This is a genomic window from Sphingomonas sp. AOB5 (assembly GCF_029433115.1).
Lineage (GTDB): Bacteria > Pseudomonadota > Alphaproteobacteria > Sphingomonadales > Sphingomonadaceae > Sphingomonas.
On the sequence record NZ_JARNTV010000084.1, the window covers coordinates 1 to 12,950 of the forward strand.

A 12,950-nucleotide genomic window follows, 5' to 3' on the forward strand; every position below is an offset into this window, starting at 1 on the left:
CGCCGCCGCCGTCACGACGACGGTCGCCACCACGATCGCCGCGCGGGCCACGGTCGCCGCCTTCGCGCGGTTCACGCGCCGGGCGGGTATCTTCCAGCTCGGCACCGGTCTCCTGATCGACGACGCGCATCGACAGGCGAACCTTGCCGCGCTGGTCGATCTCGAGGACCTTGACCTTGACTTCCTGGCCTTCGCTCAGGGCGTCGCTGACCTTCTCGACACGCTCGTTCTTGATTTCCGAGACGTGGACGAGACCGTCCTTGCCGCCCATGAAGTTCACGAACGCGCCGAAATCGACCAGGTTGACGACCTTGCCGTTGTAGATCTTGCCGACTTCGGCTTCTTCCACGATGCCCTTGATCCAGGCGATCGCCGCTTCGATCTGCGAGTGATCGCTCGACGAAACCTTGATCACGCCCTCGTCGTCGATGTCGACCTTGGCGCCGGTGGTGGCCACGATCTCGCGGATCACCTTGCCGCCCGTGCCGATGACGTCACGGATCTTGCTCTTGTCGATGGTCAGCGTCTCGATGCGCGGGGCATGAGCCGACAGCTCGGTGCGGGTCTCGCCCAGCGCCTTGGCCATTTCGCCTAGGATGTGCGCACGGCCTTCCTTCGCCTGGCTCAGCGCGACGCGCATGATCTCTTCGGTGATGCCGGCGATCTTGATGTCCATCTGCATCGTGGTGATGCCTTCGGACGTGCCGGCAACCTTGAAGTCCATGTCGCCGAGATGATCTTCGTCACCCAGGATGTCCGACAGGACGGCAAAGTCCTTGCCTTCCAGGATCAGGCCCATCGCGATGCCCGAGACCGGGCGCTTCAGCGGCACGCCGGCATCCATCATCGACAGCGAACCGCCGCAGACGGTGGCCATCGAGGACGAACCGTTCGACTCGGTGATGTCCGAGAGAACGCGGATCGTGTAGGGGAATTCTTCCTTCGACGGCAGCACGGGGTGCAGTGCGCGCCATGCCAGCTTGCCGTGACCGACTTCGCGGCGGCCCGGAGCGCCGAAGCGGCCCACTTCGCCGACCGAATAGGGCGGGAAGTTATAGTGCAGCATGAAGTGCTCGTAGTTGAGCCCGTTCAGACCGTCGATCATCTGCTCGGCGTCGCGGGTGCCAAGCGTGGTGGTGCAGATCGACTGGGTCTCGCCGCGCGTGAACAGCGCCGAACCGTGCGCGCGGGGCAGGAAATGCACCATCGCTTCGATCGGGCGGATCTGGGTGGTCGAGCGGCCGTCGATGCGAGTGCCGTCCTTCAGGATGGCGCCGCGGACGATCTCGGCTTCCAGCTTCTTCATCAGCTTGCCGGCAGCCATCTGGTCCTGCGGCGAGGCGTCGGCAAAGGCAGCCTTGCCCTTGGCGCGCGCTTCGTTGAGCAGGCCCGAACGCTTGGACTTGTCGGTCACCTTATAGGCGGCGGCGATGTCCTTGCCGATCAGCTTCTTGAGCTTGTCCTTGGCGGCCGACAGGTCAGCCTGAGCGGCCATTTCCCACGGATCCTTGGCGGCTTGTTCGGCCAGATCGATGATCGCGTTCACGGCTTCGCGGCACGCCTTGTGGGCGAACTGCACGGCGCCGAGCATGACTTCTTCCGAAAGCTCCTTGGCTTCGGATTCGACCATCATCACCGCGTCGCCGGTGGCGGCGACGACGAGATCGAGGTCACCTTCCTTGATCTGGGTGTTGGTCGGGTTGAGGACGTATTCGCCATCGACATAGCCGACGCGCGCCGCGCCGATCGGGCCCATGAAGGGCACGCCCGAGATCGTCAGCGCTGCCGAAGCGGCGACCATCGCGAGGATGTCCGGCTCGTTCTCGCCGTCATAGCTCAGCACCTGAGCGATAACGTTGATCTCGTTGTAGAAGCCTTCCGGGAACAGCGGGCGGATCGGACGGTCGATGAGACGCGAGACCAGGGTCTCCTTCTCGGTTGCGCCGCGCTCACGCTTGAAGAAGCCGCCGGGGATGCGTCCCGCGGCCGAATACTTCTCCTGATAATGGACGGTGAGCGGGAAGAAATCCTGCCCTTCCTTGACCGAGCGCGCGGCCGTGACGGCGCAGAGCACAACGGTTTCGCCAAGCGTCGCCATGATGGCGCCGTCGGCCTGACGGGCAACGCGGCCCGTTTCCAGCGTGAGGGTCTGTCCGCCCCACTGGATTTCTACTTTCTTCGTGTTGAACATTTTGTTTCCTTCACTCCCGCTGCCCGATGCAGCGGGGGCCTATGAGAAGAGCCGGTTGTGGCTCAGTGGGCGCTGGCCGAATTGCCGGTGCCCGTGTCGTTCCGCCATCGAACTGGCGGGGATGAGAAAAGGGCGCCCGAGGGCGCCCTTTGCGTTACTTGCGAAGACCGAGCTTCGCGATGAGTGCTGCGTAGCGCTCGTGGTCCGACTTCTTGAGATAGTCGAGCAGCGAGCGGCGCTTGTTGACCATCATCAGCAGGCCGCGGCGCGAGTGATTGTCCTTGGCGTGGCCCTTGAAGTGCTCGGTCAGGTTGACGATGCGCTCGGTGAGGATCGCGACCTGGACTTCGGTGCTGCCGGTGTCGCCTTCGGCGCGGCCATGTTCCTTGATGAGCGCGTCCTTGCGCTCTGCAGTGATCGTCATGTGTTTTCCTTCGACATCTTTTACAGGTTGAACCCGCGGACCACCCGGACTTCTCCGGATTGAACCTCCACCAGCGCAACGGGAGTTTCCTCCAGCAGCGCAAAATATTGGCCGTCGTCAGCAGTTATCCCGATCAAGACCTGTCCCTTGCGGAGCAGCCCTGCCTGATCGGGGGTGAGGGTTAGAGCCGGGATGTCGTCCAGCCCCGCCCTCAACGGCAGGAGTAAGTCTTCAAGCGTGCGCGCATTAGCGGCATCCGCCAGTTTGTCCAGAGAAATCGCGGACTCCAGGGTGAACGGCCCGGCCTTCACGCGGCGTAGCATGGTGACATGGCCGACCGTGCCGAGCGCCAGGGCGATGTCGCGGGCGAGGCTGCGGATATAGGTGCCCTTGGAGACATGGGCGGTGAGGGTGACCGACTCCAGCTCCATTCCGTCGCCGGGATGACGGAGCAGCAGCGCGTGGATCGTCACCGCTCGCTTCGCCAGCACCACCTCCTCACCCTTGCGCGCCAGATCATAGGCCCGCTCGCCATCCACCTTCAGCGCCGAATAGGCCGGCGGCACCTGCTCGATCGGTCCGGTGAAGCGCGGCAGCACCGCTTCGATCTGCGCCAACGACGGCCGTACCCCGGACTCGGCGATCGCCTTGCCCTCAAGATCGAGCGTATCGGTCTGTACCCCGAAGCGGATCGTGAAGTCATACACCTTGTCGCTGTCGAGCATCCGCCCGGCCAGCTTGGTCGCTTCACCGATCGCGATCGGCAGCACGCCGGTCGCCAGCGGGTCCAGCGTCCCGCCATGCCCAACCTTGGGCAGGTCCTTCTTCGTTGCGCCGTATCCGCCTTCGCGCAGCGCACGTTTCACAGCGCTCACGCCCTGCGTCGAGCCCAGCCCCAATGGCTTGTCGAGAATGATCCATCCATGCATCGCGCGGGCTTTAGCCCGCGAGGCCCGCACTCCCAAGGAAGAAGCGCGCGATCGCGAAGACGATCGGCTGAACCAGCCGCCCGACCACGTTCAACTGCGGCGACAGCATCGGCAACACCACCAGCAGGATGATCAGCACCGGAAAGGCATAGCGCGCCATCTGCGCCCATTTCGCCGCCAGCGGGCGCGGCAGCAGCCCTTCCACCACATGCCCGCCGTCGAAGGGCGGGATCGGCAACAGGTTGAACACCGCCAGGAAGATGTTGATCAGCAGGAAGTTGACCAGATTGTCGACCACGAAGGCGTGGAAGCCGACCGGTTCGACCCCGGACTCGAGCCCCGAGAAGGTCAGTGCGATCGTCGCAAGCACCGCCATGAGCAGGTTCGAAAGCGGCCCCGCGAGTGCGACCAGCATCATGTCAATCCGCGGATTGCGCAGCCGCTGGGCGATCACCGGCACCGGCTTGGCCCAGCCGAATACCGGCGCACCACTCACCGCCAGCACCAGCGGCAACACGACCGTGCCGAACGGATCGACATGCCGAATCGGATTGGGGCTGAGGCGCCCAAGTTGCGCCGCGGTGGGATCGCCGAGCAGGTTCGCGACCCAGCCATGCGAAATCTCGTGAAACACGATCGCGAAGACGAGCGGGATCACCCAAACCGAAACCGAATAAACCAGGTCGCCCAAGCGCCCTCACTCCCCGCAAAATCCGGGTGTCACTTAGTGCGCCTAGGCAGCGACCGCTAGGGTCAGCCCTGCTTCTTCACCGGGCGCGGCTTGCGTTCCTTCTTGGGCGGCGGGCCGCTGTGCACCAGGCTCATGATCCGGCACTGCTCGTTCCCGGCGATGATCGTATCGCCGCGCGACAGGCTGCTCGATCCGCCGAAGGTCCGGTAGCCGATCCGCAGCGCATAGGGCAGGTCCATGCACGGCCCGGCAAGGCTGGCATAATACCAGTTGCTGCGGCGATCCTGCAGGTAGACGCCCTGCCCGTTGCGGTCGGGCGTGAAGGTGCGGATCCCGCCATGCGAGGCGAACAGGATCTCGGCCTGCTGGCCCGATTTGGGGCCGGGGGTCTGCGCCGATGCGGCGCCCGCTGCCAGTAGTGCGGGGATGATGGCGGCAAAGAAAATTCTGGTCATGGCGTTACCTCATTTCCCCCCGTCGCGAAGCGACACCTTGTCCCGCTACGTCGCGAAGCGACCCTAGGCCACGCTACCTGTACGCTGCATGAAGTGCCGGCGGCACAGGGCCACATAGCGCTCGTTCCCGCCGATTTCCTTCTGCTCGCCTTCGCGGATCGCATTGCCCTCGCTGTCGACGCGCAGGTTCATCGTCGCCTTGCGCCCGCATTCGCACACCGACTTGATCTCGATGAGCGCGTCGGCCAGCGCCAGCAGCGCGGCACTGCCGGGGAACAACACCCCCTGGAAATCGGTGCGCAGGCCATAGCAGAGCACCGGTATGCCCACTTCATCGGCCAGATGGGCCAGCTGGCGCACCTGCTCGCCCGACAGGAACTGCGATTCGTCCACCAGCACGCACGCCAGGGTCGCCTTGAAATGCTCTTCCTCGGCGATCACCCGCAGATCGGTCTCGGCCTCGAACGGGATCGCATCGGCCTTCAGCCCGATCCGCGAATCGATCACCCCCCTGCCGCCGCGGTCATGCACTCCGGCGGTGAACAACAGGGTGCGCATCCCCCGCTCGCGATAGTTGAAATCGGCCTGCAGCAGCGTGGTCGATTTGCCCGCATTCATCGAGGCATAGTAGAAATAGAGCTTGGCCATTGGCGGTCATTACCGACAGAAACCGACTTGCGCGACCCCGCCCTGCCCGGCCATCCCTGTGCCGGGGACAGGGGGCGTATCGATGATTCTGAAGCAACTCGGCGCATGGCTGGCAGCGCTTCTGCTCGCCTCCGGCACACCGGCGCTTGCCCAGTCCGCGCCTGCCGCGCAAGGCGCGGTGCCGAGCGCCGCGGATTTCGCAGCCCCTTCCGCCTTCCACGGCCCATCGCTGTCGCCCGATGGCAAGCATATCGTCGGCCACCGCGCCGTCCGCGGCAAACAGGCGGTGGTGATGATCAACCTCGACGCGCCCGGCCGGCCCGTCGGGCAGATACCGGTGCCCGATGGCAACCGGCTCGCCTGGGTTCGCTGGGCCGGCAATACCCGCCTGCTGCTCAGCCTCAGCCGGGTGGATCGGATGGACGGCGAAGAGGTCCGCATCCGCCGGCTCATCATGATCGATCTCGCCACCGGCCAGAACCGCGTGCTGGGGCCCAGCACACAGGGCTTCATCGGCGACGACCTGCTCCATATCGATCGCGACGGGAAGTTCGTGCTGCTCAACACCCAGGCCAATATCTTCTCCTATCCCTCGGTCTACCGCGTCGATCTGGCGACCGGTGGGCTCAAGATCGTGGTCCCCGCGCAGGATGGCGTGTGGGACTGGTATTCCGATTCCAGCGGCGTGGTGCGCGTCGGTACCGGGGGAGATCCGGATGCGTGGTGGATGCTTTACCGGCCCGACGCGACGTCGCCGTTCAAGCGGGTGCTCCGCCGCAAGCACAATGATGCCGACGACGGCGCGCAACAGTTCATGACGGTGGCGGGCAGCGATCTCGGCTATGCCGTGGCGAACGGCGCGAACGGTCGCCTCGCCCTCTATCGCTATGACTTCAAGGCGGCCACGCTCGGCGAACTGGTCTATGAACATCCGCGGGTGGATATGGACAATGCGATCACCGGTGCGAACGACGCGCTGCTGGGCGTGTCCTTCACCGATGACCGCGACGGGACCATGTGGCTCGATCCCGAACTGAAGGCAGTGCAGGTAAGGCTCGACCGCACCCTGCCCGGCGCGACCAACTGGATCGCCTCGGTCAGCGCCGACAAGACCCGCATGCTGATCCTGAGCCGCTCGGGCAACGCGCCCGGCTTCTATTATTTCTACGACCGCACGCTCAACCAGCTGCAGCCGATCGCCACGACCCATCCGGCGCTCGAGGGCAAGCAGCTCTCGCCGGTGCGTCCGGTGCAATATGCCGCGCGCGACGGGCTGGAAATCCGCGGCTATCTGACGCTGCCCGCAGGCCGTGACCCCAAGGGGCTGCCGCTGGTGGTGATGCCGCATGGCGGGCCGTTCGTGCGCGATACCGGCGACTTCGATTCCTGGGCGCAGTTCCTCGCCTCGCGCGGCTATGTGGTGCTGCAACCCAATTTCCGCGGCTCGACCGGCTTCGGCCGCGCCTTTGTCGAAAGGGGCAGCGGCCAATGGGGCCGCGGCATGCAGGACGATATCGACGACGGCGTGAAATGGCTGGCGGGCGAAGGCACCATCGACCCGAAGCGCGTCTGTATCATGGGCGCTTCCTACGGCGGCTATGCCGCAATGTGGGCCGCGGCGCGCAATCCCGAACTCTATCGCTGCGCGATCAGCTTTGCCGGGATTTCCGATGTCGGATCGATGCTGCGCTACGATCGATCGGCGTTCGTCGCCCGGCGCTATTTCCGCAACTGGCGTGAGAAGGTGCAGGGCGAGAAGGATTTCGACCTCGGCCTGATCTCGCCGCTGAACGCAGCGGCACGGATGACCGTGCCGATCCTGATCGGCCACGGTACCGAGGACGATAACGTCCCCGTCTATCAATCCCGCCGTCTGCGCGATGCGCTGGTGAAGGCCGGCCGCAAACCCGACTATGTCGAGTATAAGGGCGAGGGCCATGATCTGGAGGACATCGCCAACGCCACCGATTTCCTGAACCGCGTCGCCGCCTTTCTCGACAGGCACAATCCGGCGCAATAGCGGCCGCGTTCGCAATCGTTACGCTGAAGTCGGAACGCTCGCGATACGGGGTAGCCCGAGCTTGCATGGCCGCGAAGGTCTGGCATTCTCCATGGCTTAGGGTTTGGCGGGGGCCAGTCCATGAATCGTGGTGTTTTCGGCGCGGCGCTGGCCGTCTGCGCCCTGTTGCTGAGTGGCGCGGCGATTGCCCGCGATCCGTCCGAGGTGCCGAGCGCAGCCGATCTTGGCGCGGCGCCGCTCCTGTCCGAACCGATGCTGTCGCCCGACGGCGCGCATATCGCCGCGCGCGGGCTGGTTCAGGGCGTGCCGATGCTGGTGCTGGCAGACGTCACCACCCCTGAACATCGCGCCGCACCGGTCGGCCTGCCCGCCGGACAGATCCTCGATTTCTACCGATGGGCGGGGAGCGGTCGCCTGATCCTCGGCCTGACCGAGGGCCGCCGCCACCGCTTGCTGATCCACGACGTCGTGACCGGCCGCCAGACCCCGATCGCGCAGGGCGGCGAGATCCTCCATGTCGATCGCGACGGGCGCTTCCTGCTGCTGAGCGGCAGCGAAAACCTGCCCGCCGTCTATCGCATCGATCTCGCCACCGGCACCGCCACCCGCATCGTGAAGCCGCAGGCCAATGTCCGCAGCTGGCATGCCGACAGCGCCGGCGTGGTCCGCGCCGGGATCGCCTATGACGGCGGCCGCCGCTCGCTGCTCTATCGCGCCGGAGACGGCCAGAAATTCGTCCGCGCCCCGCGCGGCGGCAATGGCGGGGTCGAGATCGACCAGATCGTGCCGGTACAGGGCAGCGACCGCGGCTATGCCATCGCCGATGGCGGCAAGGGCCGCTTCGCCCTCTATCGCTACGATTTCACCGGCGACCGGCTGGGCGAACTGGTGTTCGAGAATGCCCGCGTCGACCTGGACGGCTTTCAGGCCGCGCCCGACGGACGGCTGCTGGGTGTGCTCTATACCGGCGACCGCGAGGAGACGATCTGGCTCGATCCCGCGCACAAGAGCCTGCAGAAGCGGATCGACGCCGCCCTGCCCGGCCGCCGCAACCAGATCCTGTCGACCAGCGATCCGCGCGCCCTGGTGTGGAGCAGCACCGGCGAGGATGCCGGGGCATGGTATGTGTTCGAACGCACCTCGGGCCGCGCCACCCTGTTCGTCCGGCCCCGCGCCGCGCTGGCGGACAAGCGGCTCGCGGTGGTGACGCCGGTCCGCTACACCGCGCGCGACGGTCTCGAAATCCCCGGCTACCTCACCTTGCCGCCCGGTCGCGATCCCAAAGGGCTGCCGCTGATCGTCATGCCCCATGGCGGCCCGTTCGCGCGCGACGCGATGAATTACGACGCCTGGGTCCAGTTCCTCGCGGCAAAGGGCTATGCCGTGCTCCAACCCAATTTTCGCGGCTCGACCGGCTTTGGCCGCGCCTATGAGGAAAAGGGCGACGGCCAATGGGGCCGCGCGATGCAGGACGATATCGACGACGGCGTGAAATGGCTCGCCGCGCGCGGCATGATCGATCCCGGCCGCGTGTGCATCATGGGCGCATCGTTCGGCGGCTATGCGGCGATGTGGGCCACGATCCGCAATCCGGAGCTGTACCGCTGCGCGATCAGCTATGCCGGCGTGTCCGACATTGCCGGCCAACTGGAATATGACCGCCCGACCTTCGACAGCAATCGCGAGTTTCGCCATTGGCAGGGACGCGTGCAGGGCGATCCGAGCTTCCCGCTCGCCTCGATCTCGCCGCTCCAGCAGGCGGCACGTGTCCGCATCCCGCTGATGATCGCGCATGGCACCGCCGACGATACCGTGCCCGCGGACCAGTCGCTGCGCATGCATGAAGCGCTGACGAAACTCGGCCGCGATCACGAATATGTCAGCTATCCCGGCGAGACCCATCAGTTGGGGACACCCGCCAACGAAATCGACTTCCTCAACCGGGTGGGTGCGTTCCTGGACCGGCATAATCCGTCCTGAACCGCGGACCGATCAGGCCTCCGGCCCCTCTTTCAGTGCGTTCCAATAGACCTGAAAGAGCGCCACGCCGGCCACGAACATGAAGGCGAACGCAGCCGCCTCGACCTTGCCGGACAACAGCATGGCCACCACCGCGCCCCGACGCCCAGTCCGATCTGTCGCAAAGGTCGCTGATAGAATGTCACGCCACCTCCCTGCTTCCAGCCGTTCCCAGCGAAGGCCGGGGTCCATTCGCGATGCATTGACGATGATGCGCGAACCGCAAGGTCATCGCAACTGGAACAAGCTGCACGCTAACCCCTTGCCCAATCGCACCCGCCGACGTATATCGCCCCTGCTTTCTCGACATCGTCAAACATGCCGAGCCGGTCCCGACAGGGTCCGGTGAGCGAAGGCGCATATTCGTATCCGAAGGACCCGCATGGCGAACCTCGCCGCACTGACTGCGCTGATCGAACCCGAAGCCAAGGCGCTCGGGCTGGACCTCGTGCGCGTCAAGATGTTCGGCGGGAACAGCGATCCGACCCTGCAGGTGATGGCCGAGCGTCCCGACACGCGCCAGCTGACGATCGACGATTGTGCCGATCTGTCGCGCCGCATCTCGGACGTGTTCGACGCGCTGGAAGCGAAGGGCAAGGACCCGATCGACTACGCCTACCGCCTCGAAGTCAGCTCGCCGGGCATAGATCGCCCGCTGACCCGCCTCCAGGATTTCGAGGACTGGAAGGGCCATGAAGGCCGCATCACGCTGTCCGAGAAGCTGGACGGCCGCAAACAGTTCAAGGGCGACCTGGCCGGCATTGCCGACCGCAACGTCCTCATCGTCGACGCGCAGGAAGTGCAGCACAGCGTTCCCTTCGACCTGATCGAAGACGCCAAGCTCGCCATGACCGACAAACTCATTGCCGCAACCGCTCCGCTCTCTGCCGAGGGTGCGGACAAGATCATCGAAGTAGAAGGGTAAGCACGATGGCCACCGCCATTTCCGCCAACAAGGCCGAGCTGATCGCAATCGCCGATTCGGTCGCCAAGGAAAAGCTGATCGACAAGGCCATCGTCATCGAGGCGATGGAGGACGCGATCCAGCGCGCCGCCAAGAACCGCTATGGCATCGAGAACGACATCCGCGCGAAGCTCGATCCGAACACCGGCGATCTCCGCCTGTGGCGCGTCGTCGAAGTGGTCGAGGCCGTGGACGACTATTTCAAGCAGGTCGACCTCAAGGGCGCGCAGAAGCTCCAGAAGGACGCCGCGATCGGCGACTTCATCGTCGATCCGCTGCCCCCGATCGAATTCGGCCGCATCCAGGCCCAGGCGTCGAAGCAGATCATCTTCCAGAAGGTCCGCGACGCCGAGCGCGAGCGCCAGCACGAAGAGTTCAAGGATCGCGTCAACGAGATCATCACCGGCGTGGTGAAGCGCGTCGAGTTCGGCCACATCGTGGTCGATCTGGGCCGCGCCGAGGGCGTCATCCGCCGCGACCAGCAGATCCCGCGCGAAATCGTCCGCGTCGGCGATCGCGTCCGCTCGATCATCCTGAACGTGCGCCGCGAGAACCGCGGCCCGCAGATCTTCCTGAGCCGCGCGCATCCCGAGTTCATGAAGAAGCTGTTCGCGCAGGAAGTGCCCGAAATCTATGACGGCATCATCGAGATCAAGGCCGCGGCCCGCGATCCCGGTTCGCGCGCAAAGATCGGCGTCATTTCGCATGACGGCGGCATCGATCCGGTCGGCGCCTGCGTCGGCATGAAGGGCAGCCGCGTTCAGGCCGTCGTGCAGGAAATGCAGGGCGAGAAGATCGACATCATTCCCTGGTCGCCCGATATCGCCACCTTCGTGGTGAACGCGCTTCAGCCCGCGAATGTCAGCCGCGTCGTGATCGACGAAGAGGATGACCGCATCGAAGTGGTCGTCCCCGACGATCAGCTGTCGCTCGCCATCGGCCGCCGCGGCCAGAATGTCCGTCTGGCCTCGCAGCTGACCGGCAAGGCGATCGACATCCTGACCGAGGCCGACGCCAGCGAGAAGCGCCAGAAGGAATTCGTCCAGAACAGCGAGATGTTCCAGAACGAGCTGGACGTGGACGAGACGCTGGCCCAGCTGCTGGTCGCCGAAGGCTTCGGCTCGCTCGAGGAAGTCGCCTATGTCGATCTCTCGGAAATCGCCGAGATCGAAGGGTTCGACGAGGATCTGGGCGCCGAGCTGCAGAACCGCGCACAGGAAGCGCTCGAGCGCCGCGAGGAAGCCAACCGCACCCTGCGTCGCGAACTGGGCGTCGAGGACGATCTGGCGACCATGCCCTATATGACCGAAGCGATGCTGGTCACGCTGGGCAAGGCGGGCATCAAGACGCTCGACGATCTGGCCGATCTCGCCACCGACGAGCTGGTCGAAAAGAAGCGTGCCGAGCCGCGCCGCCGCAACGAGGACGCTCCCAAGCGCCCCGAGCACAAGGGCGGCGTGCTCGCCGAGTACGGCCTGAGCGACGAGCAGGGCAACGAGATCATCATGGCAGCCCGCGCGCACTGGTTCGCGGACGAAGAGCCGGCTCCTGCAGCCGGTGCGGAGGACGCTGTTGCGGACTCCGAGCAATGATACTCGCCGGCTAACCCCCGACGCTAACGCCGCGGCCGATACTGCTGATGGTGCCGTCCGGAAGTGCATACTTTCGGGCGACAGGGAAGCGCGCGACCAACTGATCCGGCTGGTCCTTTCTCCCGACGGCGAAGTGCTGCCCGATATCCGCGCCAAGGCCCCCGGCCGTGGCGCGTGGATCGGCGTGACCCGCAGCGAGCTTGAGGCGGCGCAGGCCAAGGGCAAGCTGAAGGGTGCGCTGGCCCGCGCGTTCAAGACGAATGATATCCGCATCCCCGACGATCTGGGCGAACGCATCGCCACCCAGCTTCAGCGCAACGCGCTCGACCGGCTGGGGCTGGAGTCCAGGACGGGCGCGGTCGTTACCGGCGGCGAAAAGCTCGACAAGGCGGCGCGTTCGGGCAAGCTGCACCTGCTGTTGCATGCGTCCGATGCGAGCGCGGATGGTGCGGGCAAGCTCGCCCAGGCGTGGCGCGTCGGCCGCGATGCGGAAGGTTCGGGGCTGAAGGGCTTAACATTGCCCATCCCGCGCACCATATTGTCATTGTCGCTTGGCCGCGAAAATGTGGTACATGCCGGCCTTACCGACGCCCGGGCGGCGAAGCGGGTGAGCGAAGCGCTCGACCGCTGGCTGCACTTTATCGGACCCGAATCCCTCTCCGCACCTTGCGAAACTCTCTCGCAAGGCGCATCGGCGCTTCCGCACGACGGGACGCCGGACGACCATGATGAATTGACCGAAGGACTTTGAGCGAGCGCATGAGCGACAACGAAAACGAAAAGCCGAAACTGGGCATGCGCGCGCCGCTGGGCCTCAAGCGCACGGTCGAGACGGGCAAGGTGAAGCAGAGCTTCAGCCATGGCCGTTCGAACACCGTCGTGGTCGAAGTGAAGCGCCGCCGTATCCTCGGCCCGCAGGACCGTGTTCAGGACGAGGTGGTCGAGGCTGCCCCTGAGCCTGTCGCCGCGCCTGCACCCGCCCCGGCACCTGCCCCCGCGCCGCGCCCCTCGGCCCCT

The 12,950-nt window shown here is 65.4% G+C and carries 12 protein-coding genes; 6 read left to right on the plus strand and 6 right to left on the minus strand.

All coding sequences use genetic code 11. From position 1 onward, the window contains the following. From pnp to P1X14_RS20270, 6 genes are all read right to left on the minus strand, one after another. Positions 1-2,191, minus strand: a 2,191-nt coding sequence (pnp, locus tag P1X14_RS20245) for a polyribonucleotide nucleotidyltransferase (protein WP_277317230.1), incomplete at its 3' end; no start/stop codon positions are given. 154 nt (positions 2,192-2,345) lie between these two features. Next, positions 2,346-2,615, minus strand: a complete 270-nt coding sequence (gene rpsO, locus P1X14_RS20250) for a 30S ribosomal protein S15 (protein ID WP_277317231.1) — start codon at positions 2,613-2,615, stop codon at positions 2,346-2,348. A gap of 20 nt (positions 2,616-2,635) precedes the next feature. Continuing rightward, entirely contained in the window at positions 2,636-3,544 is a 909-nt protein-coding gene (gene truB, locus P1X14_RS20255; RefSeq protein ID WP_277317232.1) for a tRNA pseudouridine(55) synthase TruB, read from the minus strand. Positions 3,545-3,554: 10 nt separating this feature from the next. Beyond that, positions 3,555-4,235, minus strand: a complete 681-nt coding sequence (locus tag P1X14_RS20260; protein WP_277317233.1) for a site-2 protease family protein — start codon at positions 4,233-4,235, stop codon at positions 3,555-3,557. A 62-nt stretch (positions 4,236-4,297) separates the two neighbouring features. Beyond that, entirely contained in the window at positions 4,298-4,690 is a 393-nt protein-coding gene (locus tag P1X14_RS20265; RefSeq protein ID WP_277317234.1) for a DUF6491 family protein, read from the minus strand. A 63-nt stretch (positions 4,691-4,753) separates the two neighbouring features. Further along, positions 4,754-5,338 (minus strand): thymidine kinase, encoded by a 585-nt coding sequence (locus tag P1X14_RS20270; RefSeq protein WP_277317235.1) that lies wholly within the window; start codon positions 5,336-5,338, stop codon positions 4,754-4,756. Positions 5,339-5,420: 82 nt separating this feature from the next. On the opposite strand from P1X14_RS20270, the gene P1X14_RS20275 reads away from it, so the two are divergent. From P1X14_RS20275 to P1X14_RS20300, 6 genes are all read left to right on the plus strand, one after another. Next, positions 5,421-7,358, plus strand: a complete 1,938-nt coding sequence (locus tag P1X14_RS20275; protein WP_277317236.1) for a S9 family peptidase — start codon at positions 5,421-5,423, stop codon at positions 7,356-7,358. A 120-nt stretch (positions 7,359-7,478) separates the two neighbouring features. Next, positions 7,479-9,338 (plus strand): S9 family peptidase, encoded by a 1,860-nt coding sequence (locus tag P1X14_RS20280; protein ID WP_277317237.1) that lies wholly within the window; start codon positions 7,479-7,481, stop codon positions 9,336-9,338. Between the two features lie 421 nt (positions 9,339-9,759). Then, positions 9,760-10,302, plus strand: coding sequence for a ribosome maturation protein RimP (gene rimP / locus P1X14_RS20285; RefSeq protein WP_277317238.1), 543 nt, complete (start codon positions 9,760-9,762; stop codon positions 10,300-10,302). 5 nt (positions 10,303-10,307) lie between these two features. Then, positions 10,308-11,933 (plus strand): transcription termination factor NusA, encoded by a 1,626-nt coding sequence (nusA, locus tag P1X14_RS20290; protein ID WP_277317239.1) that lies wholly within the window; start codon positions 10,308-10,310, stop codon positions 11,931-11,933. Between the two features lie 67 nt (positions 11,934-12,000). Further along, the gene (locus P1X14_RS20295) at positions 12,001-12,684 is read left to right on the plus strand and encodes a DUF448 domain-containing protein (protein WP_277317241.1); all 684 of its coding nucleotides are present in this window, start codon (positions 12,001-12,003) and stop codon (positions 12,682-12,684) included. 8 nt (positions 12,685-12,692) lie between these two features. After that, positions 12,693-12,950 (plus strand): translation initiation factor IF-2 associated domain-containing protein (locus P1X14_RS20300; protein ID WP_277317240.1); only part of this gene is annotated, 258 nt, incomplete at its 3' end.